This window comes from Bradyrhizobium sp. 160, from assembly GCF_023073735.1.
Lineage (GTDB): Bacteria > Pseudomonadota > Alphaproteobacteria > Rhizobiales > Xanthobacteraceae > Bradyrhizobium.
Genome location: NZ_JADPKD010000083.1, coordinates 109,532 through 135,346, shown reverse-complemented (window position 1 = coordinate 135,346; position 25,815 = coordinate 109,532). Strand labels below are relative to the sequence as shown.

General features: G+C 64.0%; 21 protein-coding genes. 11 read left to right on the top strand and 10 right to left on the bottom strand.

Annotation, left to right across the window (positions count from 1 at the left end):
* Positions 1–69: 69 nt before the first annotated feature.
* On the bottom strand, positions 70–1,017 hold the full coding sequence (locus IVA98_RS34565; RefSeq protein WP_247356667.1) for a threonine/serine dehydratase: 948 nt from the start codon (positions 1,015–1,017) through the stop codon (positions 70–72).
* 62 nt (positions 1,018–1,079) lie between these two features.
* On the opposite strand from IVA98_RS34565, the gene IVA98_RS34560 reads away from it, so the two are divergent.
* Both IVA98_RS34560 and IVA98_RS34555 read left to right on the top strand, forming a co-directional pair.
* Positions 1,080–1,382, top strand: a complete 303-nt coding sequence (locus tag IVA98_RS34560) for an ArsR/SmtB family transcription factor (protein ID WP_247304894.1) — start codon at positions 1,080–1,082, stop codon at positions 1,380–1,382.
* A 142-nt stretch (positions 1,383–1,524) separates the two neighbouring features.
* The gene (locus IVA98_RS34555) at positions 1,525–2,154 is read left to right on the top strand and encodes a glutathione S-transferase family protein (protein ID WP_247304893.1); all 630 of its coding nucleotides are present in this window, start codon (positions 1,525–1,527) and stop codon (positions 2,152–2,154) included.
* Positions 2,155–2,211: 57 nt separating this feature from the next.
* Here IVA98_RS34555 and IVA98_RS34550 read toward each other — a convergent pair whose 3' ends face one another.
* From IVA98_RS34550 to metF, 3 genes are all read right to left on the bottom strand, one after another.
* Entirely contained in the window at positions 2,212–3,219 is a 1,008-nt protein-coding gene (locus tag IVA98_RS34550; protein WP_247304891.1) for a DUF3592 domain-containing protein, read from the bottom strand.
* Between the two features lie 407 nt (positions 3,220–3,626).
* Positions 3,627–7,484, bottom strand: a complete 3,858-nt coding sequence (gene metH, locus IVA98_RS34545) for a methionine synthase (RefSeq protein ID WP_247304889.1) — start codon at positions 7,482–7,484, stop codon at positions 3,627–3,629.
* 6 nt (positions 7,485–7,490) lie between these two features.
* The gene (metF, locus tag IVA98_RS34540) at positions 7,491–8,411 is read right to left on the bottom strand and encodes a methylenetetrahydrofolate reductase [NAD(P)H] (RefSeq protein ID WP_247304886.1); all 921 of its coding nucleotides are present in this window, start codon (positions 8,409–8,411) and stop codon (positions 7,491–7,493) included.
* 372 nt (positions 8,412–8,783) lie between these two features.
* Here metF and IVA98_RS34535 point away from each other — a divergent pair, with 372 nt between their 5' ends.
* Positions 8,784–9,800, top strand: a complete 1,017-nt coding sequence (locus IVA98_RS34535; RefSeq protein WP_247356666.1) for an LLM class flavin-dependent oxidoreductase — start codon at positions 8,784–8,786, stop codon at positions 9,798–9,800.
* Positions 9,801–9,892: 92 nt separating this feature from the next.
* On the opposite strand, the gene IVA98_RS34530 is transcribed toward IVA98_RS34535, so the two are convergent.
* Both IVA98_RS34530 and IVA98_RS34525 read right to left on the bottom strand, forming a co-directional pair.
* Positions 9,893–10,750 carry a prephenate dehydratase gene (locus IVA98_RS34530; protein ID WP_247304880.1) on the bottom strand — a complete coding sequence of 286 codons (858 nt, stop codon included), beginning with the start codon at positions 10,748–10,750 and terminating at the stop codon, positions 9,893–9,895.
* Positions 10,751–10,771: 21 nt separating this feature from the next.
* Positions 10,772–11,512, bottom strand: coding sequence for a 3-deoxy-manno-octulosonate cytidylyltransferase (locus IVA98_RS34525; protein WP_247304877.1), 741 nt, complete (start codon positions 11,510–11,512; stop codon positions 10,772–10,774).
* A gap of 215 nt (positions 11,513–11,727) precedes the next feature.
* Between IVA98_RS34525 and IVA98_RS34520 the strand changes: the two genes are divergently transcribed.
* The 6 genes from IVA98_RS34520 (at position 11,728) to IVA98_RS34495 (ending at position 20,215) form a co-directional block, all read left to right on the top strand.
* A complete protein-coding gene (locus tag IVA98_RS34520; RefSeq protein ID WP_247356664.1) occupies positions 11,728–12,282 on the top strand; it encodes a c-type cytochrome in 555 nt (184 codons plus the stop codon).
* Positions 12,283–12,492: 210 nt separating this feature from the next.
* Positions 12,493–14,394: an extracellular solute-binding protein gene (locus IVA98_RS34515; RefSeq protein ID WP_247304871.1), complete on the top strand. Its 1,902-nt coding sequence runs from the start codon at positions 12,493–12,495 to the stop codon at positions 14,392–14,394.
* Positions 14,395–14,408: 14 nt separating this feature from the next.
* Positions 14,409–16,283 carry an extracellular solute-binding protein gene (locus IVA98_RS34510; RefSeq protein ID WP_247304869.1) on the top strand — a complete coding sequence of 625 codons (1,875 nt, stop codon included), beginning with the start codon at positions 14,409–14,411 and terminating at the stop codon, positions 16,281–16,283.
* Positions 16,284–16,285: 2 nt separating this feature from the next.
* Positions 16,286–17,395, top strand: a complete 1,110-nt coding sequence (locus IVA98_RS34505; RefSeq protein ID WP_247304866.1) for a microcin C ABC transporter permease YejB — start codon at positions 16,286–16,288, stop codon at positions 17,393–17,395.
* Positions 17,395–18,573 (top strand): ABC transporter permease, encoded by a 1,179-nt coding sequence (locus IVA98_RS34500; RefSeq protein WP_247304864.1) that lies wholly within the window; start codon positions 17,395–17,397, stop codon positions 18,571–18,573. Before IVA98_RS34505 ends, IVA98_RS34500 begins: the two co-directional genes overlap by 1 nt.
* Positions 18,574–18,577: 4 nt before the next feature.
* Positions 18,578–20,215 carry an ABC transporter ATP-binding protein gene (locus IVA98_RS34495; RefSeq protein WP_247304862.1) on the top strand — a complete coding sequence of 546 codons (1,638 nt, stop codon included), beginning with the start codon at positions 18,578–18,580 and terminating at the stop codon, positions 20,213–20,215.
* A 46-nt stretch (positions 20,216–20,261) separates the two neighbouring features.
* On the opposite strand, the gene IVA98_RS34490 is transcribed toward IVA98_RS34495, so the two are convergent.
* Both IVA98_RS34490 and IVA98_RS34485 read right to left on the bottom strand, forming a co-directional pair.
* Entirely contained in the window at positions 20,262–21,107 is an 846-nt protein-coding gene (locus IVA98_RS34490) for a C40 family peptidase (protein WP_247304860.1), read from the bottom strand.
* The gene (locus tag IVA98_RS34485) at positions 21,100–22,473 is read right to left on the bottom strand and encodes a leucyl aminopeptidase family protein (RefSeq protein WP_247334989.1); all 1,374 of its coding nucleotides are present in this window, start codon (positions 22,471–22,473) and stop codon (positions 21,100–21,102) included. Before IVA98_RS34485 ends, IVA98_RS34490 begins: the two co-directional genes overlap by 8 nt.
* 196 nt (positions 22,474–22,669) lie before the next feature.
* Here IVA98_RS34485 and IVA98_RS37400 point away from each other — a divergent pair, with 196 nt between their 5' ends.
* The gene (locus IVA98_RS37400) at positions 22,670–22,873 is read left to right on the top strand and encodes a hypothetical protein (protein WP_346657762.1); all 204 of its coding nucleotides are present in this window, start codon (positions 22,670–22,672) and stop codon (positions 22,871–22,873) included.
* Positions 22,874–23,001: 128 nt separating this feature from the next.
* A complete protein-coding gene (locus tag IVA98_RS34475; RefSeq protein ID WP_247304854.1) occupies positions 23,002–23,814 on the top strand; it encodes a tetratricopeptide repeat protein in 813 nt (270 codons plus the stop codon).
* A 37-nt stretch (positions 23,815–23,851) separates the two neighbouring features.
* Here IVA98_RS34475 and IVA98_RS34470 read toward each other — a convergent pair whose 3' ends face one another.
* Together IVA98_RS34470 and IVA98_RS34465 are read right to left on the bottom strand one after the other, a co-directional pair.
* Positions 23,852–24,826, bottom strand: coding sequence for a type II secretion system F family protein (locus tag IVA98_RS34470; RefSeq protein WP_247277841.1), 975 nt, complete (start codon positions 24,824–24,826; stop codon positions 23,852–23,854).
* Between the two features lie 9 nt (positions 24,827–24,835).
* Positions 24,836–25,813, bottom strand: coding sequence for a type II secretion system F family protein (locus IVA98_RS34465; protein WP_247356662.1), 978 nt, complete (start codon positions 25,811–25,813; stop codon positions 24,836–24,838).
* Positions 25,814–25,815: the final 2 nt, after the last annotated feature.

The window sequence follows — 25,815 nt, the reverse complement described above, 5'->3', positions numbered from 1 at the left end:
CCGCCATCGCTCTTCCAATTCCCAGAGCAACGCGCGGCAGTCCACGTGGTCCCCTCATGTCATTCTCACTCAGCCGTCGAACTTTACCGCCGTCGTATTGGCGCCGCAGACCAGAACCGCGACGCGCTCTCCTGCTGAGGGACGGTAGCGGCCCGAGAGCAGCGCGGCAAAGGCGGCTGCGCCGCCGGGCTCGGCCACGAGGCGCAAGTGCGACCACAGGGCGGCCTGGGCTTGGCGGATCGCGTCGTCGCTGACCAGGATGACGCGCTCGACATGGGCGCGCGCGACCGGAAACATCAATTCGCCGACGCGCCGCGGCGCAAGGCTGTCGGCGGCGATGCCGCCGGCCGGCGCATCGACCGGAGCGCCCGCTTCAAACGCAGCGTGCAGGGTCGGCGATTGCTCCGGCTCGACCGCGACGATACGCGTCCTGCCGGCGTACCAGGCCGCAATGCCGCCGATCAGCCCGCCGCCGCCGACCGCCACCAGCAGCGTGTCGATGCCGGGCGCATCCTGCTCCAATTCCAGTCCGACGCTGCCCTGGCCGAGCAGGGTTTCGGCCTGATCGTAGGCGTGGACGGCCGGCGCGCCGGTCTGCGCGACATGCGCCTCGCTCGCGGCGAGCGCATCGGCGTAGCGGCTGCCCGCGATCACGAGCTTGGCGCCATACCCCCTGATCCGCTCGGCCTTGGCCGGCGAGGTGATGTCGGGCACGAAGATCGTGGCGGGAATGCCGAGCCGCTGCGCCGCATAGGCGACCGCCGCGCCGTGATTGCCACCGGATGCGGCGACGACACCCGCCTGCGGCACCTGCCGCAGCAACAGATTGGCGAAGGCGCCGCGCGCCTTGAACGATCCGGAATGCTGCAGCATCTCGAGCTTGAACGTGACGGGCGCGGCCGGCAGGTCGAAATCGGCGAGATCGGCCTTCAGAAGCGGCGTGCGCCTGATATGCGGACGGATGACCGCCTCGGTCGCCGCAATCCGCTCCCGCGTGATGTCCATGGTCTTTGTCATGATACCGTCCAGATAGCGCAAGGGAGCGTTGACATCCATTAGGTAATTAGCAAAATGGCTAAATGAAGTTCGCCGTTGCCTTGCGCGCGCTCGCCAACGAACGCCGCCTGCAGATCCTGGAATGGCTGCAGGATCCGCGGAAGCATTTTCGCGAGCAGGCCGACGGCGACCTGGTCAAGGACGGCGTCTGCGGATTGCTGATCGCCGAAAAGCTCGGCGTCAGCGCACCAACATTGAGCGAGCACATGCGGGTGCTGACCGCCGCGAAACTGGTGCGCGCCAAACGGATCAAGCAGTGGACGATGTACAAGCGCAACGAGACGGCGATCGCCGCCATCAAGCGCTCGATTCAGGACGGCCTTTGAGCGGGCGGTCCGTACCGTCCGGCTGACGCTTCGTTGCAGCCGGCGCAATGCTCCATTTCCGAGATTTTTGTTGCGCCGCACCGAGCTGGTCGTGGAGACTGATCGGCCCTGCCTTGTTCAATGATCGAGAAGAGCGAGACCCATGTTCCTGATCGGCCAATACGATTCCCCCTTCGTCCGCCGCGTCGCCATCGCGCTGAAGCTTTATGGCCTCGCCTTCGAGCACAAGCCATGGTCGACCTTCGGCGATGCCGACAGAATCGCGCCATACAATCCGCTGCGCCGCGTGCCGACCCTGGTGCTCGACGACGGCGAGGCGCTGATCGAGAGCACGATCATCCTGGATTATCTCGACGAGCTCGTTGGTCCCGAGAAGGCGATGCTGCCGCGCGGTGGCGCCGAGCGGCGGCGCCACTTGCGCATCTGCGCGCTCGCCTCCGGCCTCGGCGACAAGGCGGTGAGCCTGCTCTACGAGCGCGTGCTGCGGAAGGAGCAGCTTGCGCTATGGGTCGAGCGCTGCCAAGCACAGATCGCGGACGTGCTGAAGGTGCTCGAGGTCGAGCGCGCCAAGGTGACGACGCCGTACTGGCTGGGCGACCGCATCGGTCATGCCGACGTCGCAGTGGCTTGCGTCGTCCGCTTCACCCGCGAAGCGCACCCGCAGCTGTTCGACGCGTCGCGTTACCCTGCCTTGTCAGCGCATGCCGAGCGCTGCGAAGCCCTCGCTCCCTTCAAGGAGATCGTGCAGCCGCTGGCGCCGCCGAAGGGGTGAGCCCCATGAGGTCATTTCCGGGATGCGCGCTTTCTCCCGGAAAGACATCAAGCGCCGCTATGCGAACCCGACCTTGATCAGCAATGTCAGGAAAAGGCCTCCGACGATCGCGCAAACCGCGGCTCCGATCAGCGGCCCCAGCGTGCCTTCACGGCTTGCAGGCTCGAGCACCGCATGTCCCGGCTGTTCCGGATCGTAATAAACTTTGACGTTCTGCCCCGGACGGTACTTCGCCGCGGCCTGTTCGGCGACCTCGCGCAGCCCGGAGATCATGGTGCCGCCCCAATTGACTTCGGTGCCGATGAAGTCGCGCTTGCCGACCTTGTAGGCGTAGCGGAGGTCGACCTGATAGCGGTGTTGGAGCTTGGTGGTCCGTGACTTGTCGTCGTCACTGCCCTTGTCCTCGATGATTTCCTCGATCACGGCGCAACGAGTAACCCTGCCGGCCGCAGTCGGCCAGCGCAGGCTGGCGCTCGCCAGCCGGCGCGTGCTGATATATTCGACGATGCAGAACACGCCGCCCACGAGCACGATGATCGGCAGCGCGAACGCGAACAGCGGAACGCCATTGTCGGCGTAAAGCACGTGACCGGCGAGCGAGTGCGCGGTCAGGGTGGCGGCAATGAAACCGAACACGATCGTGAATGCCACGAGCGCCGCGACGTTCTGCGCTGCGGCGGGCTCCAACAGCGCCTCGACCGGGGACTTCGGATCGACATAGACGTCGACATGGGCGCCAACGGGATATCGTCCCGCCAGTTTTTCGGCGAGCACCCCTGTGGTCATGGCAGTGCCGCCAACAAAGACCTTGTCGCTTTCCAGCTCTTCGCCGCGGGCGTGATAGCGATAGCGGATGATGGGCTTGGCATCGTTCTGATCGTCCGAGGCGTGCGTCGCCGGCCGATCGACCCTGGAGACCGTGATTATGCCCTCGACCTTGTCCCAGCTCCGCGCCGCCAGCATCCGGCCCCGCATGCGGACCAGATTGAACAGCATCAATCCAAACAATAGCACCGAGATGCCGGCGGCAATCTGCGTCCACATCAATCCCTGGGCATCCAGCATCTGATTTCCTGCTCGTCGGCGGCGATCGCCATTGGTCGCGGCGAGCGCGCGGTACGTTCACGGCCCTGCCGCTTTTCCAGTGGAGATCGTGCAGCCACTGGTGCGGCCGAAGGGGTGAGGGACTTCCCCTGTCATTCCGGGGCGCGCGCAGCGCGAGCCCGGAATCCATCGCGCAGCAGATGATGCGAGGCAAAGGGATTCCGGGCTCGCGCCAAGAGGCGCGCCCCGGAATGACGGCGCTGGGCTTGGCGAGACTGTCAGACGGGGCAGCAGCCGATGATGGAATATTACCCCTGTTTTGCCCGACGCCGCAACCCGCTTTCGGTAAGTCCGAAATTATTCAAGCTTTTCAACCCCATCGCTACTGTGCATGGGGTTGTTTTCTCAGTTTTGTTTTGGAGGGGTGCCTACCCCGCCCCCGCGCGCTTCTTCTGCCAGACGAGGTGCACCGCGCAGGTGCAGCCCGGCGGATGCGAGGCGAGGTCTTTCGGCATCTCGTCATTCGCGGGCGTCGCGGCAAACGCCTTTTCCGCCTCCGGCTGGGACGGGATGTAGTTCAGCACCGGCGCGAGCCAGCGCTCGGCTTCCGCTACGCTCATGCCCTTGCGTGCGGCATAGTCCTCGACCTGGTCGCGCTCGATCTTGCCGACGCCGAAATAATAGCTCGCAGGGTTTGCGAAATAGAGCCCCGAGACGGACGAGCCCGGCCACATTGCAAAGCTCTCGGTCAGCTTCACGCCGGCCGTGTTTTCCGCATCGAGCAGTTCGAACAATGTCGCCTTCTCGGTGTGATCGGGCTGCGCGGGATAGCCAGGCGCGGGGCGAATGCCCTGGTATTTTTCGAGGATCAGCTCCTCGCTGGAGAGCGCCTCGCTAGGTGCATAGGCCCAGAACTCGCGGCGGACGCGGGCATGCATGCGCTCGGCGAAGGCTTCGGCCAGGCGGTCGGCCAGCGCCTTGCACAGGATCGAGGAATAGTCGTCGTTCGCCATCTTGAAACGATCGGCGACCGCGTCCTCGCCGATGCCAGCGGTGACGACGAAGCCGCCGACATAGTCGGGCACGCCGGTGCCGACGGGCGCGACAAAGTCGGCGAGCGCCGCGTTGAAGCGGCCCTCGCGCTTTTCGAGCTGCTGGCGCAGCGTGTGCAGCGTCGCGATGCTCTTGGTCCGGCTTTCATCGGAGTAGAGCACGATGTCGTCGCCTTGCGCATTCGCCGGCCAGAAGCCGATCGTCGCGCGTGCCCGGAACCATTTCTCCTTCACGATGGTATCGAGCATCTTGCGCGCATCGTCGTAGAGCGAGCGCGCGACCTCGCCGACCTTGGGGTCGTGGAGAATGGCGGGGAAGCGTCCGGCGAGCTCCCAGGTCTGGAAGAACGGCGTCCAGTCGATGCAGTCGACGAGCTCGCCGAGGTCGTAGTCGTCGAAGCTCTTGATGCCGAGGAAGGTCGGCTTCACCGGCTTGTTTGCTGCAAAGTCCACCGGCACGCGGTTGGCGCGGGCAGCCGCGAGCTTCAGCCGCTTCTTGTCCGCCTGCGCACGCAGATGCGCCTCCGAGATCTTGGCGTATTCGGCGCGCACCTCGGCGGCATAGGCCTCGCGCTTCTCCGGCGAGAGCAGTGCGGAGGCAACGCCGACGGCGCGGCTGGCGTCGTTGACGTGCACGACGGGGCCGGCGCGATAGCTCGGGTCGATCTTCACCGCGGTATGCACGCGGCTCGTGGTGGCGCCGCCGATCAGCAGCGGCAGCTTGAGGCCTTCGCGCTGCAACTCGCCGGCGAAGAATGCCATCTCGTCGAGCGAGGGCGTGATCAGGCCGGACAGGCCGACGATGTCGGCCTTCTCCGCCTTCACGGTCTCGACGATCTTGGCTGCCGGCACCATCACGCCGAGATCGATGACCTCGAAATTGTTGCACTGGAGCACGATGCCCACGATGTTCTTGCCGATATCGTGAACGTCGCCCTTCACGGTCGCGAGCACGATCTTGCCGGCGGACGAGGAGCCCTCCGTGCCGATGCCGTTCGCAAGATTGCGCGCCTTCTCCTCCTCCATGAACGGCATGAGGTAAGCAACGGCCTGTTTCATGACACGCGCAGACTTCACCACCTGCGGCAAGAACATCTTGCCGTCGCCGAAGAGGTCGCCGACCACGTTCATGCCGGCCATCAGCGGTCCTTCGATCACGTCGAGCGGGCGCGAGGACAATTTGCGGGCCTCTTCCGTGTCCTGCTCGATGAACTCGGTGATGCCGTGCACCAGCGCGTGGCTCAGCCGCTTCTCCACCGGCCATTCGCGCCAGGCGAGATCGGCTTCCTTGCTTTCCGTCTTCTTGCCGCGGAATTTTTCCGCGAGCGCCAGCAGACGTTCGGACGCACCCGGATCGCGGTTAAGGACAACGTCCTCGCAGGTCTGGCGCAGCTCGGGGTCGATGTCGTCATAGACGATCATCTGCCCGGCGTTGACGATGCCCATGTCCATGCCGGCCTTGATGGCGTGATACAGGAACACCGAGTGCATGGCTTCGCGCACCGGCTCGTTGCCGCGGAACGAGAACGACAGATTGGATACGCCGCCCGAGATGTGCGCGCCGGGCAGGTTCCGGCGGATCCAGCGCGTCGCCTCGATGAAGTCGACGCCGTAATTGTTGTGCTCCTCGATGCCGGTCGCGATCGCAAAAATGTTGGGATCGAATATGATGTCCTCAGGCGGGAAGCCGACCCGGTTCACCAGGATGTCGTAGGCGCGCTTGCAGATCTCGGTCTTGCGCGCGAACGTATCGGCCTGGCCGACCTCGTCGAACGCCATCACCACGACGGCCGCGCCATGGCGGCGCGCGATCTTGGCCTCGTGAATGAACTTGTCCTCGCCTTCCTTCATCGAGATCGAGTTGACGACCGGCTTGCCCTGCACGCATTTCAGGCCGGCCTCGATCACCGAGAATTTCGAGGAATCGACCATCACGGGGACGCGCGCGATGTCGGGCTCGGCGGCGACGAGGTTGAGGAAGGTCACCATCGCCGCTTCGGAATCGAGCAGGCCCTCGTCCATGTTGACGTCGATGATTTGCGCGCCGTTCTCGACTTGATCGCGCGCGACCTGCAGCGCGGCCGTGTAGTCGCCGGCGGTGATCAGCTTGCGGAAGCGCGCCGATCCTGTGACGTTGGTGCGCTCACCGACATTGACGAAGGGGATCGCATCCGTCAGCACGAACGGCTCGAGGCCGGAGAGCCGCAAGCGCGGCGCGATCTCCGGCACGATGCGCGGCTTGTGCGGGGCCACCGCGGCGGCGATCGCTGCAATGTGCTCCGGCGTGGTGCCGCAGCAGCCGCCGACGATGTTGACGAGGCCGTCACGGGCAAATTCGCCGATCAGGCGCGCCATGTACTCCGGGCTTTCGTCATACTGGCCGAACTCGTTCGGCAGGCCGGCATTGGGATAGGCGCAGACGAGCGTATCGGCGACGCGGCCGATATCGGCGATATGCGCGCGCAGGTCCTCGGCGCCGAGCGCGCAATTGAAACCGATGGTGATCGGCCTCGCGTGGCGCACCGAATTCCAAAACGCTTCCGGCATCTGTCCGGAGAGCAGGCGGCCGGATTTGTCGGTAATGGTGCCCGATACCATCACCGGCATGTCGATGCCGAGTTCTTCCGTGATCTCGGCGATCGCGTAGAGCGCCGCCTTGGCATTGAGCGTATCGAAGATGGTCTCGACCAGCAGCAGATCGACGCCGCCGTCGATCAGGCCGCGGATCTGCTCGCCATAGGATTGGCGCAGATCATCGAAGGTGACGGCGCGATAGCCGGGATTGGAAACGTCGGGCGAGATCGAGGCGGTGCGGTTGGTCGGCCCGATGGCACCGGCGACGAAGCGCGGCTTGCCGTCCTCGGCCGCGACGCGCCCTGCCGCATTGCCGGCGAGGCGAGCGCCTTCACGCGCCATCTCGTAGACGATGTCGGTGAGATCGTAATCGGCCTGCGCGATCGAGGTCGTCGAGAACGTGTTGGTGGCGACGATGTCAGCGCCGGCGCGCAAGTACGCGGCGTGGATGTCCTCGATCGCCTGCGGCTGGGTCAGGATCAAGAGATCGTTGTTACCGCGCAGGTCGCGGTGAAAGCTCTTGAAGCGCTCGCCGCGGAAGGCGGCCTCGTCGAGCTGGAGGTTCTGGATCATCGTGCCCATAGCGCCGTCGAGCACGAGGATGCGTTCGCGCGCGGCGTTGAGCAGGGCAGTCCGCTTGGGAGAGATGGTTACGGTCATGTTGTCTTACGCCGCCTTCTGCGCGCTCTTGGCGCGAATGCCGAGCAAATGGCTGATCGCGAACACGAGATCGGCGCGGTTCATGGTGTAGAAATGGAAGGTGTCGACGCCGTGCTTGGCGAGCTTCTGCACCTGGCCGGCCGCAACGGTTGCGGCCACCAGCTTGCGGGTCTCGGCGTCGTCATCGAGGCCGTCGAATTTCGCGGCGAACCAGTCGGGCACAGATGTGCCGGCGCGGGTGACGAAATTACGGGCCTGCTTGAAATTGTGCATGGGCATGATGCCCGGCACGATCGGAATGCTGATGCCGCGCCCGCGGACGCGGTCGAGATAGCGGAAATAGAGGTCGTTATCGAAGAACACCTGGGTGATCGCGCGCGTCGCACCCGCATCGACCTTGGCCTTCAGCGTGTCGATGTCGGCATCGAAGTCGCGCGCCTCCGGGTGCTTCTCGGGATAGGCGGATACGGACACTTCGATGTCGGAATGCCGTTTCTTGATGCCGGCAACGAGTGCGGCGGACGTCTGGTAGCCGTCGGGATGGCTGAAGTAGGGCGTGCCGATGCCGCCGACGGGATCGCCGCGCAAGGCCACGATGTGGCGGACGCCGACCTCGTGATAGCGGTCGACGATCTCGTCGATCTCGCCGCGCGAGGCGCCGACGCAGGTCAGATGCGCGGCCGGCAGCAGCGCGGTTTCCTTCAGGATGCGGGAAATGGTGGAATGGGTGCGCTCGCGGGTCGAGCCGCCGGCGCCGTAGGTCACCGAGACGAATTGCGGGTCGAGCGGGGCGAGCCGGTTGATGGTGTCCCAGAGATTCCGCTCCATTTCCTCGGTCTTGGGCGGAAAAAACTCGAAGGAAATCGCAGGCCGCTTCAGGTGCCCGTCTTGCCCGTTGGCTTGGCCAGGCGTCGTCACGTCAGTCATGGCACCATTCACTCCGAATTTCGGCCGGCGGTCGGATCATCTCGCGGAGGCCTAAAATAGGGCAAAGGCGGTCTAGTCGACAGCCCATCGGGGATGGGAAATTGCCCACCAGGATATGACCAGAACGAATTCTGGCGCAGTTTGCGATCTCGTTGGGAAAGACATCCAGAGACATAATGTATTGATACAAAAACGCTATTGCCGATATTGCATTTTCTTTGTTCCGATTTTGCAGGTGGGCGGACCGAATTTTGGCATATAGAAGTAACAATTGTCCCAATCAGGGATCTTAGCGTACCCGCCAAGTCCTACACGTCAGGCCTGCGCAGCCTGCCATTGCCGCCGCACAGCCCTCCGTTACGTTGACGCACCATGATCCCGCTCTCAGTCCTCGACCTGTCGGTCGTCACCACCGGTACCAAGCCCGCCGCGGCGCTGCGCAACAGCATCGATCTGGCACGCCACGTCGACGGGCTCGGCTATGTCAGGTACTGGCTCGCCGAGCATCACAACCTCGCCTCGGTCGCGAGCCCCGCGCCCGACGTCATGATCGGGCAGATCGCGGCGGTGACGAAGCACCTGCGCGTCGGCTCCGGCGGCGTGATGCTGCCCAACCACGCGCCGCTGGTCGTGGCCGAGCGCTTCAAGATGCTGGAGGCGCTGTTTCCCGGACGTATCGACCTCGGTCTCGGCCGCGCCCCGGGCACCGACGGCGCCACCGCCTACGCGCTGCGCAGCCGGCTCGACCGCCGCGAGGGCGAAGATTTTCTGGAGCGGCTGCACGAACTGATCTTGTGGGAGACCCGCAAATTCCCCGCGGGCCACCCTTACAACAGCGTCGTCGCCATGCCTGACGACACCGCCCTGCCGCCGATCTGGCTGCTCGGCTCGAGCGATTATTCCTCGGAGCTCGCCGCGCAGGTCGGCATGGGCTTCGCCTTCGCCCATCATTTCACTTCCCACGACGCCATCGATGCGATGGTGCATTACCGCAACCGCTTCCAGCCCTCCGCCTGGCGCGCCAGCCCACATGCGATCCTCGCGGTCGCGGCCATCGTGGCCGACACAGATGAGGAGGCCGAAAGGCTCGCCAGCTCCTTCGATCTCAACCGCCTTCGCCGCGACCGCGGTCAATATCTTCCGCTGCCGAGTATCGAGGAGGCGCTGGCCTATCCCTACACGGACGCCGAGCGCATCTCGATTCTCCGCAACCGCTCGCGCCTGTTCGTCGGCAGCCCGGCAACCGTGCAGAAGAAGCTTCAGCCGCTAATCTACGCGAGCAAGCCGGACGAGCTGATGGTGATCACCGCCGTGTATGACCACGAGGCGCGAAAGAGGTCGTATTCGCTGCTGGCGGAGGCGTTCGGGCTGGCGAAGCAGGCGTCCTAGTCACTCACCGTCATTCCGGGGCGATGCGAAGCATCGAACCCGGAATCTCGAGGTTCCGGGTTCACGCTTCGCGTGTCCCGGAACGACAGTTATCAATCCTGCGCCTCGTTGAACGTCGCGCGGAACGGATGCCCCGGATACACGCCGACAATGCGGAATTCGCGCGAGAAGAATTTCAGCTCCTCGATGGCAAAGGCGAGGCCCTTGTCGTCGGGATGTCCGTCGACGTCGGCATAGAACTGCGTGGCGAAGAAATTGCCGTCGATCATGTAGCTTTCGAGCTTGGTCATGTTGACGCCGTTGGTGGCAAAGCCGCCGAGCGCCTTGTAGAGCGCGGCCGGCAAATTGCGCACCCGGAAGACGAACGTCGTGACCAGCGGGCCCGAGCCTTGGGCTGCCCATTTCGGCTCGCGCGCCAGCACCACGAAGCGCGTGGTGTTGTGGGCCTCGTCCTCGATGTCCTCGGCGAGGATGTCGAGGCCGTAAATTTTCGCGGCCAAGCGCGAGGCGATCGCGGCGACGGTCTTGTCCTTGCGCTCGGAAATGTCGCGGGCGCTGCCGGCAGTGTCCGCGTGCACGATTGGCTTGATGCCGAGCTTGCGGATGATGCGCCGGCACTGGCCGAGTGCGTGGACATGGCTCTCCACGCTCTTGACGTCGTCGAGCTTGGTACCCTTCACCGCCATCAGCTGATGTCGAACGGGCAGAAACCATTCGCCGATGATGAAGAGGCCGGAGGCCGGCAGCAGGTGATGGATGTCAGCGACGCGGCCCGCGACCGAATTCTCGATCGGGATCATGCCGAGATCAGCCTCGCCGGACGAGATCGCTGACAGCGCGTCCTCGAAGGTGGCGCAGGGCATCGGCTCGGCGTCGGGATAGGCCTCGACGATGGCGATGTGGGAATTGGCCCCAGGCTCGCCCTGGAATGCGACTTTCAGCTTGCTCATGATCGGCCTTGTAACAGCGGCTCAGGATTTGGAAAGGATGCTGCGCGCGGTTTCGAGATCGGGCGGCGTGTCCACGCCACGGGGCACGCTGTCGACGATCATGATGTCGATGCGCATGCCGGCTTCCACCGCCCGGAGCTGCTCGAGATTTTCCTGAACTTCCAGGGGAGACCGTGGCAGCGACACGAATCGATCCAGCGCCGCGCGGCGGTACGCGTAGAGTCCGATATGGTGGTAACGCGGTCCGTCGCCGTAGGGGGCCGTGGCACGGGTAAAATAGAGCGCCCGCAGCCGCCGCGGCCCGATCGGCGAGCCTACCGCCTTCACGACGCTCGGGGCGAGATCCTCCTCCTCGGTGTGGATCTGCGAGGCCAGCGTCACGATATCGACGGCAGGCTCGGTAAAGGGTGGCAGCACCTCGCGGATGGTCTGCGGCGTGATGGTCGGGAAATCGCCCTGGAGATTGATCACGATCTCGGCCTTGCCGTCCGGATCGAGCTTCTGCATGGCCTCGTGGATGCGGTCCGAGCCCGAGGGATGGTCCGGGCGGGTCATCACCGCCTCACCGCCGTGGGCTGTGACGACCGAGGCGATCTCCGCCGTGTCGGTTGCGACCGCGACCCGGCCGATGGCAGCGGCCTCGGCGCGGCGCAGCACGTGCACGATCATCGGCAGGCCCGCGATATCGGCGAGCGGCTTGCCGGGCAGGCGTGTGGCGGCCATGCGGGCCGGGATCAGCACCAGGATGCGGGGATCGATCATTGGGTCAAGGGCCTGGAAACGGAGCGCTTTCCGCGCCGAGAAATGGCATGGGGACGGGCTGAAAGCCGGGTCGCTTATACGGGTTGCCAGACCCGGGGCAAACCGATATCTCAATGGCAAAACTCGGGGAAACAATAAGGAACGATTTCTCCCGAGGCTCGTCCTGGCGGCCGCTTGGGCCGCCGTTTCCTTCTTGCGGTGGGGCCTGGCCGGAAATGGATTCTTTCGAACTCAACAAGATTCTCGGTGCTGTTCTTGGCACCTGTCTCGTGCTGCTGGTGACGAGCTTCACCGCCCAGGCGCTTTTCTCGCCGAAGATGCCGGAAAAGCCGGGCTTCGAGATCGCGGTGAAGGAAGATGCCGGCCACGGCAACGAGGGCGGCGCCGCCGCTGCGGCCTCCTCGGAGCCGATCGAAAAACTGCTCCAGACCGCCTCCGTCGAAAAGGGCGCGGCGGCCGCCAAGAAGTGCGGCGCCTGTCATACTTTCGAAAAGGGCGGCCCGAATCGCGTCGGTCCGAACCTTTATGGCGTCGTCGGCGAGCCGAAGGGCGAAGGCCGCGGGTTCAACTTCTCGGCGGCCATGAAAGCCAAGGGCGGCACCTGGACGTTCGAGGATCTCAACAAGTTCATCGCCAATCCGAAGGGCTTCATCCCGGGCACTGCAATGGGCTTCGCCGGTATCCCGAAGGATTCCGAGCGGGCCGACGTCATTGCCTATCTGAATTCGTTGTCGGAGCATCCGCAGCCGCTGCCGACGGCGTCTAAGTAAGCCTCAAAGTTCTCTCTTGGAATCTGCGGCCAGGCTGAAAAGCCTGGCCGTTTGCTTATCCGGCCTCGCGGCAACGCTATCGGGGCGTTTGGCCGCATCCGAGAGGCCGGCTGGGCTTTCAAGATGAGCAAAAAGCAACATATTCGGTCGAAACCTCGCCTATATTGGGAACTTAAAGGAGTAGCCTCCTTCAAGACAGGGAATGTTGATTTGGCCATTACTCGACGCGATCTCCTGCTCACCGGCACTGCGGCCGCAGCTCTCCCCGCCCTCGGTTCCATGGGCCGCGTTTCCGTCATCGGCACGGCAGCGGCGCAATCAGCCAATGAAAATGGGCTTCCTTGGCGCCATGCTCTGTCGCTGTTCGGCGACATCAAGTACCCCGCCGACTTCAAGCGCTTCGATTACGTCAATCCGGATGCGCCCAAAGGCGGCGTCGCCCGCCTGATCTCGATCGGCACCTTCGACAATTTCAACCTCGCGGTCGCCGGCATCAAGGGCTCCCTCGCTCCAGCTGCGGCGATGATCTACGAAACGCTCATGACCCGGGCGCAGGACGAGGTGGCGACCGAGTACGGCGAACTTGCCGAGGCGGCACAACATCCGGACGATTTTTCCTGGGTGATCTATCGCCTGCGCAAGGAAGCCCGCTGGCATGACGGCAAGGCGGTGACGCCGGAGGACGTCATTTTCTCGCTGGAGACGTTCAAGCAGCAGAGCCCCATGTACGCGTCCTACTATCGCCACGTGACCAAGGCGGAGAAGGTTGGCGAGCGCGACGTCAAGTTCAGCTTCGACGGGCCGGGCAACCGCGAACTGCCGACCATCGTCGGTGAATTGACCGTGCTGCCGAAACATTGGTGGGAAGGCACCGACGCCCAGGGCCGCAAACGCGACGTCAGCGCGACCACGCTGGAGATCCCGCTGGGCTCCGGGCCGTACCGGATCAAGGAATTCGTGGCGGGACGCTCGATCAAGCTGGAGCGGGTGAAAGATCATTGGGGTGCCAATCTCCCCAGCCAGATCGGCACCAACAATTTCGACGAGCTCCGCTTCGAGTTCTTCCGTGACAACCTCGTGGCGCTGGAAGCCTTCAAGGCCGACCAGGCCGACTGGATCGCGGAAAACTCCGCCAAGCAGTGGGCGACGGCCTACGACTTCCCGGCGGTGGCGGAGAAGCGGGTCATCAAGGAAGAATTTCCGATCAACGATTCCGGCCGCATGCAGGCCTTCGTCGTCAACATCAGGCGTCCCCAATTCAAGGACGCGCGGGTGCGGCGCGCCTTCAACTATGCCTTCGATTTCGAGGAGATGAACAAGCAGCTCTTCTTTGGTCAGTACAAGCGCATCAACAGCTATTTCGAAGGCACGGAACTCGCCGCGACCGGGCTGCCCCAGGGCGAGGAGCTGCAGATCCTTGAAACCGTAAAGGACAAGGTGCCGCCGGAAGTTTTCACCACGCCTTATCAGAATCCGGTTGGCGGCACTCCAGAGGCCGTGCGCGCCAATCTGCGCGAAGCGGCAAAGCTGCTGAAAGAGGCAGGTTTCGAAGTTCGCGACCACAAGCTGGTGGACGCCTCGGGCAAGGTTCTGACGGTCGAAATCCTGGTGCAGGACCCCTCATCCGAGCGAATCGCACTGTTCTACAAGCCGTCACTGGAGCGAATCGGCGTCAATGCATCGGTTCGTACCGTCGATGATGCGCAGTACCAGAATCGGCTGCGCAGCTTCGACTTCGACATGATCATCGATCAATGGGGCGAGTCGCTCTCGCCGGGCAACGAGCAACGCGAGTTCTGGGGCTCGCAGGCTGCCGACGTGCCTGGTGCGCGCAACACCATCGGCATCAAGAACCCTGCCGTGGATGCCTTGATCGAGAAGGTGATCTTCGCCAAGGATCGCGCTGGCCTCGTCGCCGCCACCCATGCGCTCGATCGCGTGCTGCTCTGGAATTTCTACGTGGTTCCGCAGTTCACCTATCCGTTCGCGCGCTATGCCCGCTGGGATCGCTTCAGCCACGCCGAGCCAATGCCGAAATATGGACGGTCCGGCCTGCCGACGCTGTGGTGGTATGACGCCGAAAAAGCGGCGCGGATCGGAAAACGCTCTTGAGGGAGCCTTTGCGCATGGCGCAGCTTTCACGCCGGCATGTGCTTGCTCTGGCTGCCGCCGGTGCGCTCGGCGCCACCTGGCAGCGCGGCGCAACGGCATCGGAAATGCCGGCCGAGGCCCACGGCATCTCGGCGTTCGGCGATCTCAAATATCCCGCCGATTTCCATCATTTCGATTATGTCAATCCGGGCGCGCCGAAGGGCGGCACGTTCTCGCTCATCCCGTCGACGAAATCGTATAACCAGTCCTACCAGACCTTCAACTCGCTCAATGCCTTCATCCTCAAGGGCGACGGCGCGCAAGGCATGGACATGACGTTTTCGCCGCTGATGGTGCGGGCGAGTGACGAGCCGGACGCGATGTACGGGCTCGCAGCCAAATCCGTGCAGATATCGCCGGACCGGCTGGTCTATCGCTTCACGATGCGGCCGGAGGCGAAATTCCACGACGGCACCAAGCTCACCGCGCATGATGCGGCGTTCTCACTGACCGCGCTGAAGGCCAAGGGGCATCCGCTGCTCATCGTGCAGCTCCGCGACATGGTGAGCGCGGAAGCGATCGACGATGCCACGCTCGTCGTCACCTTTGCCAAGGGGCGGGCGCGCGACGTGCCGCTCTATGCCGCGGGCCTGCCGATCTTTTCGAAAGCGTATTACACGTCCCGGCCGTTCGACGAATCGACGCTGGACATTCCGCTCGGCTCGGGGCCGTACAGGGTCGGGAGATTCGAGGTCAATCGCTACATCGAATTCGAGCGGGTCAAGGACTGGTGGGCTGCCGATCTGCCGGTTTGCCGCGGCAGCTACAATTTCGACGTCGTGCGTTATGAATTCTATCGCGACCGTGATGTCGCCTTCGAAGGCTTCACCGGCAAGAACTATCTCTACCGTGAGGAATTCACCTCACGCATCTGGGCGACGCGCTATGACTTCCCGGCCGTCAAGGATGGTCGCGTCAAGCTCGAGGTCGTGCCCGACGAAACGCCGTCAGGCGCGCAGGGCTGGTTCATCAACACGCGGCGTGACAAGTTCAAAGACCCCCGCGTGCGCGAAGCCCTCATCAATGCCTTTGACTTCGAGTGGACCAACAAGACTATCATGTACGGCGCTTATGCCCGTACGGTGTCGCCGTTCCAGAACTCGGATCTCATGGCGGGCGATGGGCCTCCTTCGCCGGACGAGCTGAAGCTGCTGGAGCCGTTTCGCGGCCATGTGCCGGACGACGTGTTCGCGACCCCATTCACGCCGCCGGTCTCGGACGGCTCCGGGCAAGACCGGAGCCTGTTGCGCAAGGCGCAGCAATTGCTAAACGAAGCCGGTGTGCCGATCAAGGATGGCAAGCGGGTGCTGCCGAACGGAGAGGTGTTCAGGATCGAATTCCTGCTGGACGAGCCCTCCTTCCAGCCGCACCATGCGCCCTACATAAAGAACCTGGGGACGCTGGGCATCGAAGCGAGCGTGCGCCTCGTCGATGCGGTGCAATACAGGGCGCGCCAGGAAGAGTTCGACTTCGACATGACGATCCAGCGCTTCAGCATGTCGGCGACGCCGGGCGACGCCATGCGCGCATTCTTTTCTTCGCAGGTTGCGGCGACCAAAGGCTCATACAATCTCGCAGGCGTCGCCAGCCCGGCCATCGACGCCATGATCGAAAAGATCATGGCGGCGGACAGCCGAGAAGATTTGACCGTCGCGTGCCGCGCCTTTGACCGTCTGTTCCGCGCCGGCCGATATTGGGTGCCGCAATGGTACAACAAGACGCACCGGCTGGCTTATTGGGATCAGTTCGGCCACCCTCAGAAGCTGCCGCGTTATGCCAACGGCGTCGGCGCACCCGACATCTGGTGGCATGAACCCGCCAAGGCCGCCAAGCTCGAGCAGGCGAAATAATCATGAGCGCCTATATCGCCCGCCGCATCCTCTTGATGATCCCGACGCTGCTCGGGATCCTCTTCGTGTCCTTTATCGTCGTGCAGTTCGCGCCGGGCGGCCCGGTCGAGCGCGTGATCGCGCAGCTCTCCGGCGCTGACACCGGCGGCAGCTCGCGCATATCGGGCGGCGGCGACTTCGCTCAGCGTGCACCGGGGCAAGTCGGGGCCGGTGGCGACGCTATCAACTCGAAATATCGCGGCGCGCAAGGTCTTGATCCTGACTTCATCAAGAAGCTCGAGGCACAGTTCGGTTTCGACAAGCCGGCACCGGAACGCTTTCTCCTGATGGTCTGGAATTTCGTGCGCTTCGATTTCGGCAAGAGCTATTTCCGCGACGTCAGCGTGATCCAGCTGATCAAGGAGAAGCTGCCGGTCTCGATTTCGCTCGGGATCTGGCTCACTCTGATTACGTATCTGATCTCGATCCCGCTTGGCATCCGCAAGGCGGTCAAGGACGGCACGCGCTTCGACACCTGGACGTCGACCGTGCTCGTGCTTGGCTATGCCATTCCCGGATTTCTGTTCGCCATCCTCCTCATCATCCTGTTTGCCGGCGGCTCCTTCTTCAATTGGTTCCCGCTGCGTGGACTGACCTCGGACGGCTGGTCGCAGTTTCCCTGGTATTGGAAGATCCTCGATTATTTCTGGCATCTGACGCTGCCGCTGATTGCCATGGGGCTCGGCGCGTTCACCACCATGACGTTCCTGACCAAGAATTCGTTCCTGGACGAGATTCGCAAGCAATATGTTATGACCGCGCGCGCCAAGGGGTGCAGCGAGGGCCGGGTGCTTTACGGGCATGTGTTCCGCAATGCGATGCTGATCGTGATCGCCGGTTTTCCAGGGACGTTCATCCACGCCTTCTTCTCGGGCTCGCTGCTGATTGAGACCATCTTCTCGCTGGACGGGCTCGGGCTGCTCAGTTTCGAGAGCGTGCTCAACCGTGACTATCCCGTGGTGTTCGGCACGCTCTACATCTTTTCGTTGGTCGGACTCGTGATCAACCTGATCTCCGACCTGACCTATATGTGGATCGACCCACGAATCGATTTCGAGGCGCGGGAGGTCTGATGACAATTACCGCGCCGACGCCGATCGAGACCACGACGCAGTCTCCGCTGGGTGAGGTCGTTCCAATCACCCGCAAGTCGTTCGCACCTTCGCCGCTCAACAGGCGGCGATGGCAGAACTTCAAGGCGAACCGCCGCGGCTATTGGTCGTTCTGGATCTTCATTATTCTGTTCGTGGTCTCACTGTTCGCCGAGTTGATCGCCAACGACCGGCCTTTCCTGATCAAGTTCGACGGCCGGCTCTATTGGCCCGCCTTCGTGACCTATTCGGAAACCACCTTCGGCGGCGACTTCGAGACCGCGGCCGACTACCGCGATCCCTATTTGCAGAAGCTGATCAAGGACAAGGGCGGCAGCATCGTCTGGCCGCTGATCCGCTATTCCTACGACACCCACAATCTTGACCTGCCGACGCCGGCGCCGTCGCCGCCGACCTGGATGCTGACCGAGAAGCAATGCAAGCCGGTGGTGGAGAAGAAGGGGCTGAAGAGCTGCCGCGACCTCGAATACAACTGGTTCGGCACCGACGACCAGGGGCGCGATGTGGTCGCACGACTGATCTACGGCTTCCGCATCTCGGTACTGTTCGGCCTGTGCCTCACCATCATCTCGTCGGTGATCGGCATCGCGGCGGGGGCGGTGCAGGGCTATTTCGGCGGTCGGGTCGATCTGATCTTCCAGCGCTTCATCGAGATCTGGACGGCGATTCCCTCGCTCTACCTTCTCCTGATCCTGTCCTCGGTCCTCGTGCCCGGCTTCTTCGTGCTGCTCGGCATCCTGTTGCTGTTCTCCTGGGTCTCACTGGTAGGTCTCGTGCGGGCCGAGTTTCTGCGCGGGCGCAACTTCGAATACATTCAGGCGGCGCGGGCGCTTGGCGTGTCCAATCAGGTCATCATGTTCCGCCACCTGCTGCCGAACGCCATGGTCGCGACCATGACGTTCCTGCCCTTCATCGTGTCGAGCTCGGTGATGACGCTGACGGCGCTCGATTTCCTGGGCTTCGGCCTGCCGCCGGGATCGCCTTCGCTGGGCGAATTGCTGTCCCAGGCGAAAGCCAATGTGCAAGCACCTTGGCTCGGCTTCTCCGGCTTCTTCTCGGTCGCCATCATGCTGTCGCTGTTGATCTTCATCGGCGAAGCCGTGCGCGACGCCTTCGATCCGCGCAAGACGTTCAGGTGAGCCGATGGACGCGATCAACCAGCCTCTGCTCAGCGTGCGCGATCTCTCGGTCGCCTTCCACCAGGGCGGCGCCACCACGCTCGCGGTCGACAAGGTCTCGTTCCAGATCAAGCGCGGCGAATGCGTGGCGCTGGTCGGCGAATCCGGCTCCGGCAAATCGGTCAGCGCGCTCTCGATTTTGAAGCTGCTGCCCTATCCGAACGCCTCGCATCCCTCCGGCAGCATCCGCTTCAAGGGGCAGGAGCTGATCGACCAGTCCGAGCAGCAGATGCGGGAGATTCGCGGCAGCGACATCTCCATCATCTTCCAGGAGCCGATGACCTCGCTCAATCCGCTGCACACGATCGAGGCGCAGATCGGCGAGATGATCCAGCTGCATAATCCGACCAGCAATGCCGAGGCGCGCAAGCGGACGCTCGAGCTATTGACCCAGGTCGGTATTCCCGAGCCGGAGACGCGGCTGAAGAGCTATCCGCACCAGCTCTCCGGCGGCCAGCGCCAGCGCGTGATGATCGCGATGGCGCTCGCCAATGAGCCGGACCTCTTGATTGCGGACGAGCCGACCACGGCGCTCGACGTCACCGTGCAGGCGCAGATCCTGGCACTGCTCGCTGAGATTCGCGCGCGGCTCGGCATGAGCCTGCTGTTCATCACCCACGATCTCGGCATCGTCCGCCGCATCGCCGATACGGTCTGCGTCATGAAGGGCGGCGTGATCGTCGAGCACGGGCCGGTCGAGCAGGTCTTCAAGACCCCGAAGCATCCCTATACGCGCGACCTGCTCGCGGCGGAGCCGAAGCCCGATCCGGCGCCGCCGCAGCCGGGTGCGCCGCTGGTGATGTCGGCCAACGATCTGAAGGTCTGGTTCCCGATCAAGCGCGGCTTGATGCGCAAGACGGTCGGCCACATCAAGGCGGTCGACGGCGTCAGCCTCGCCGTGCGCAAGGGCGAGACGCTTGGCGTCGTCGGCGAATCTGGCTCGGGCAAGACCACGCTGGGGCTCGCACTGCTAAGGCTGATCTCGTCGAACGGCCGGATCGTGTTCCTGGGCAAGGACATCCAGGGCCTGCGCTTCAAGGAAATGCGACCCTTCCGGCGCGACATGCAGATCGTGTTCCAGGATCCGTTCGGCTCGCTCAGCCCGCGCATGTCGGTCGCCGACATCATCGCCGAAGGCCTCTCCGTGCATCAGCCGAATCTCTCGCGTGAGGAGCGCGAGGGCCGCGTCGTCAAGGCGCTCGAGGATGTCGGACTCAATCCAGAGACGCGCTTCCGCTATCCCCATGAATTCTCCGGCGGCCAGCGCCAACGCATCAGCATCGCCCGGGCGGTGGTGCTGGAGCCGGATTTCGTCGTGCTGGACGAGCCGACCAGCGCGCTCGACATGCTGTTCCAGGCGCAGATGGTCGATCTTTTGCGGGAGCTCCAGCGCAAGCGCGAGCTCACCTACATGTTCATCTCGCACGACCTGCGCGTCGTCGCCTCGCTCGCCAGCCATCTGATCGTGATGCGCGGCGGCAAGGTGGTCGAGGAGGGGCAGGCCGCCGAGCTGTTCAACAACCCGAAGACGGATTACACCCGAGCGTTGTTCGCCGCCGCGTTCCGGCTGGAGACTGCGGGCAACGGCTCGGTCGCGACGTAGTGCTTCAGCTCTCCGTACGGGAGAGCTGTCGCCCGCCGCTACGAGATTAAGCGAGCCGGTTGATCGCGGCGACCTCGCTGCCGGCTTGCCTGATCCGCGCAATCGCCGGCCCGGTCGGTTCGATCACGGTGGCCATGTGATAGGCGTTGGCGTGAACCATGGTGGCCCCGTCGCGCACGATGGCGACGTGGCCCTTCCAGAAGATCAGATCTCCGCGTTGCAGCTTGTCCCACTCATGCGCCTCGAGCGCGCGGCCGACGCCTGCCTGCTGCATGTCGCTGTCGCGCGGGCAGCCGATGCCGGCAGCAGTCAGCGAGACTTGCACCAGGCCCGAGCAATCGATGCCAAAGCTGCTTTTACCGCCCCAGAGATAGGGCGTGCCGACGAAGCGCTCGGCGACGGCGACGAAGTCCGGCTCGCGATGATCGAGCGGGACGAGATGGGTCTTCGGCAAGAACGTTCCGGCGCGCGTCACCGCGAAGGCCCCATGCTCGCGCACGATCGTGAGCTTTGATCCAAGCACCAGCGTGTCGGCCGGCGGTAGCTTGATTGAAGGGCCGGGAAACGCAAACGTCCGGAGTACACTGACGACGTGGGTTGGCGTTGCCGCGGGGCGAGCCAGGCCTGCATCCGGCAACCAGCCGACATACCCGTCGGCATTGAGCTGGCCCCAGGCCCAGCCTTCGCCGTTGCGGTCGTAAATGGTGACGCGCTCACCGCGCAGCGCCTCGGTCATCAACGTCGCATTCGAGGATGGCTGCTCACGCACGGCTGCGATGGCCTCGACCACCTCGAATTCCTCGCCAGTGACGAAGCGATTCGCCTCCACCTTGCCTTCGAGATATTTCGCGGCGATGTCGCCCCGCACCGGCGTCAGCCGTGGATCATGCATAGCGCTCACTCAGCAATGAATAGAGAGCGCGCGCAGCCTGGCACTCGCCGCCCTCCGGCCGCGCCGGCTTCGCCGACGGCGTCCAGCCGTAGATGTCGACATGCAGCCAGCTCCTGGCATGCTCGACGAAGCGTTGCAGGAACAGCGCGCAGGTGATCGAGCCGGCAAAGCCGCCCGACGGGGCATTGGTGATGGTCGCCGTCTTGGAGTCCAGCCAGGCATCGTAAGGCGGCCACAGCGGCATGCGCCACAACGGATCGTTCTCCCTCACCGCGCAACGTGCGACGTCGGCCGCCAGCGTCTCATCATTGGTGTAAAAAGGCGGCAGATCCGGCCCCAGCGCAACGCGTGCCGCGCCGGTCAGCGTGCCCAAATCGATCAGCAGCTCCGGCTTTTCCTCATCGGCCAGCGCCAGCGCGTCGGCGAGGACGAGGCGGCCTTCCGCGTCGGTATTCCCGATCTCGACCGTGATGCCCTTGCGCGAGGTGAAGATGTCGAGGGGGCGGAACGCGTTGCCGGCGACCGCGTTCTCCACGGCCGGAATCAGCACGCGCAATCGGACCTTCAGCTTCGCATCCATCACCATGCCTGCGAGCGCCAGCACGTTGGCGGCGCCACCCATGTCCTTCTTCATGATCAGCATGCCGCTCGACGGCTTCAGGTCGAGTCCGCCGGTGTCGAAGCAGACGCCCTTGCCGACCAGCGTCACCTTGGGATGAGCCGGATCGCCCCAGCCAATGTCGATCAGTCGCGGCGCACGGCTCGAGGCCATGCCGACGGCATGGATCAGCGGAAAATTCGTCTTCAGATCTTCACCGATGGTGCAGGCGAAGCTTGCGCCGAAGTCGGCGGCGAGCGCCTGCGCGGCTGCGGCGAGCTGCTCCGGTCCCATGTCGTTGGCCGGCGTGTTGATGAGATCGCGTGCCAGCATCGCCGCATCGGCCATGCGATTGATCTCGGTCGCGTCGACGCCATCAGGCGGCACCAGCCGGACGCCGGGCCGGTCAGCCTTGCGGTAGCGGGCGAAGCGGTAGCTGCCGAGCGCGAAGGCCAGCGCCGCCAGCCGTGCATCGTGCGGTGAATTGGCAAAGCGATAGGTGCCCGGCGGCAGCAGGCCAGGCAGGGCGCCCGGCCGGAACAGGTCGCGCGATCTGGCGCCTTCGTCCTCGAGGCCGAACAGCACCTGTGCAATTGCGCCGTCCGGCGCGGGCAGCGCGAGATAGCCGCCAGGCTTGGCGGCAAAGGCGCTCGCGGCCGCGAACTGGCGCTGCGCCGCGGGTAGCGTTTCGGCGACCTGATCCCAGCTCGATTTGGTGACGAAGGTGATCGGTATGGCAGTGGGCGACGTCTCGAAGACAGAAGGCATTGGCGGGTCCGGATCGTCAGATCAAGCAGTCGTGCGAACGGACGAGACTTCGCAGAGTTTCGGCGCCGCCGCAATCGGCTTTGCTGTCACCGTTCAGCGAGCCGCTACTCGCAGCGAGGAGGCCATGCTAGGTTCCGAGCACGGCCGCCACATATGGAAATCGCCGGCGGCCGACGACGCCTGCCGGGAGGATGCAATGGAAATTGTGTGGAGCGCAGTCACATTCATCGGCCAGGCCGTCGAGGCGATTTTCGGCTATGTCGAGCATCATCACTGGATCTTCGCGTTCCTTGCCGGCGGCTACGTCTTCTATCTGCACGACCGCTCGGTCCATGCGCGGTTCGATGCGCTGGACAAGCGCGTCGATGAAATCCGCAAGCGACTTGCCATCGAATATTGACCGGCGGGGCGCAACCGCCGTCGGGAAGCTCTCGTATCTCCCACTCGTCGGTGTTAACTGGCCGTTAGGGTTAACAGTCTATTGCTGGCGCGTTCGGCTCGATCAATCGGCTCGAGATTCAAAGCGTCATGCGTCAACGATTCAGTCTTGCCCGGCTTCTTGCGTCCACCTCGCTGGCCGCGGCGTTGGCCATGGGCCTCGGCGGCTGCACGGGCATGTCGAAGCTCTCCGAGATCACCGGCTCGGTCGGGCCGCGGGCGGAAGCCGCTCCGGCCGATCCCGCGCGCGCTGCCGAAGTCTATGGCGAGCGCTATCGGGCCAATCCCAAGGATGCTGACGCCGCGCTCGCCTATGGCCAGGCCTTGCGCGCCAATGGCCAGCGCGCCCAGGCCGCCGCCGTGCTCGAGCAGGCGACCATCGCCAATCCCGGCAACAAGGCGCTGCTCGCCCAGTACGGCCGCGCGCTCGCCGACAACGGCAATTTCCAGCAGGCCTTCGACGTGCTGTCGAAGGCGCATTCGCCCGACAATCCGGACTGGCGCCTGCTCTCGGTGCAAGGTACTGCGCTCGATCAGATGGGCCGGCACGACGAGGCGCGCTCCTATTATGCGAGCGCCCTGAAGATCGCACCAGGTGATCCCGGCGTCCTCTCCAATCTCGGCCTGTCCTACATGTTGACGAGGAACCTGCCGAAGGCCGAAGAGGCGCTGCGACAAGCTTACGCTTCGCCGCGCGCGAGCGCCCGGGTGCGGCAGAATCTCGGTCTGGTCGTCGGCCTGCAAGGGCGCTTCGCCGAAGCCGAGACCATCGTGAAGGCGGACCTGCCGCCGGACCAAGCCGCGGCCAATGTCGCCTATCTCAAAGAGATGCTGAACCGCAACGACGCTCCGCGCGGGGCACCGAAGCGGACGCCGGTCGCCTCGCTCGGCCAGCCCGATTGATCGGCCTGATCTTGGACCGCGCGCAGGGCCTCTCGCGTCAGTGCAGCTCGGTGATCTTGATGCCGGTCGGTCCGAGAATGACGACGAACAGGACCGGAAGAAAGAACAGGATCATCGGCACCGTCAATTTCGGCGGTAGCGCAGCGGCCTTCTTCTCGGCCTCATTCATGCGCATGTCGCGGTTTTCCTGCGCCATGACACGCAGGGAATGCCCGAGCGGCGTACCGTAGCGCTCTGCCTGCTGAAGCGCCAGACAGACCGACTTGACGCCTTCGAGCCCGGTGCGCCGCGCCAGGTTCTCATAGGCCATCTTCCGGTCCTGCAAGTAGGACAGCTCGGCCGTGGTCAGCGCGAACTCCTCCGACAGCGCGATCGATTGGCCGACGATCTCGGTGGCGACCTTGCGGAACGCCATTTCGACCGACATGCCGGATTCGATGCAGATCAGCAGCAGGTCGAGCGCGTCCGGAAAGGCGCGCTTGATCGAGAGCTGGCGTTTGGAGATCGCGTTCTTGAGGAACAGCATCGGCGCCTGGAGGCCGAGATAGGCCGCGCCGACGCAGATGCCGATCTTGACCGGCAGCGCCTGCTCCAAATGCGCGATCAAGAAGACGTAGATGGCGGTACCGATGAAGAGCGCGATCGGAGCGACCATGCGGGCAAACAGGAAGGTGATGTAGGGCGCCTGGCCGCGGTAGCCCGCCATGATGAGCTTGTCGCGGGCGGCCTCCTGCGCCAGCCATTTGGTGAGGTTGAAGTCCTCGACCACCTTGGAGACGAGCTGCTTCGGCGACTGGCGCAGCGAGACCTTCTCGTTCTTGTTGAGGCGCTCGCGCTCGCGCTGCCGGAGGCGCTCACGCTCGCTCGCCACCGCCTTCATGCGCTTGGAGAGTCCCTCGCCGGCAAACAGCGGCATCACCAGCGTATAGACGGTGGCGCTGGCGGCAATGGCCGCCAGCAGCATGGTCATGAAGCGGACGTCATGTAGCTTCGAAACGAGAAACTCGACCATACGGCACCGTCAGAAATCGAAGTTGATCATCTTCTTCATCACCATGATGCCGATCGACATCCAGACGACGCAGCCGACCAGCATCAGCTGGCCGGTCGGGTGGGTCCAAAGCAGCGAGATGTAGTGCGGCGTCGTGAGATAGACCAGGAACATCACGATCGGCGGCAGCGAGCCGATGATGCCTGCCGAGGCCTTGGCCTCCATCGACATCGCCTGAATCTTTTCCTTCATCTTCTTGCGGTCGCGCAGCACCTTGGAGAGGTTGCCGAGCGCTTCGGAGAGGTTGCCGCCCGATTTCTGCTGGATCGAGATCACGATGCCGAAGAAGTTCGCCTCTGGGAGCGGCATGCGCTCATAGAGACGCAAGCAGGCCTCACCGAGCGGCATGCCGATCGCCTGCGTCTCGATGATCTGGAGGAACTCGGTGCGCAGCGGCTCCGGTGCATCGGCAGCGACGACCTTGATCGATTCGAACAGCGGCAGACCCGCCTTGATGCCACGCACGATCACGTCGACCGCATCAGGCAGCGCCGCCAGGAACTTGGACTCGCGGCGCTTCTTGAGGAAACCCAGTGCCCAGCGCGGCAGGCCGAAGCCGCCAGCAAAAGCCAGGCCGGCGGCACCGAGCAGGCCGCCCCCGACGAACAGAGCGGCCGCGAACAGCACGCCCGCCACAACGGCGGACACGACCCAGAATTTCTGCGCCGTCCAGTCGAGCCCTGCTTGCGAGAGGCGGACACTGAGCGGAATCCTCTTCTCCTGCTGGCGCCGCGCCTCGAGATCCTTGAGCGAAGTCTCGACCTGCTCACGGCGCGATCGTTGGCTCTTGTCGGTCTGCTTGGCCGCGGGCGCGTCGGCGCGCGCGATAGCCGCGCGGCGGTTTTCGGCTTTCCGCTCCCCTGACAGGAGTGGATAGAGGAAGACCCAGGCGATGCCTCCGACGGCGGCCGTGGCGAGAAACGCGAGCGCGAGGACCTGCATGTTCATGA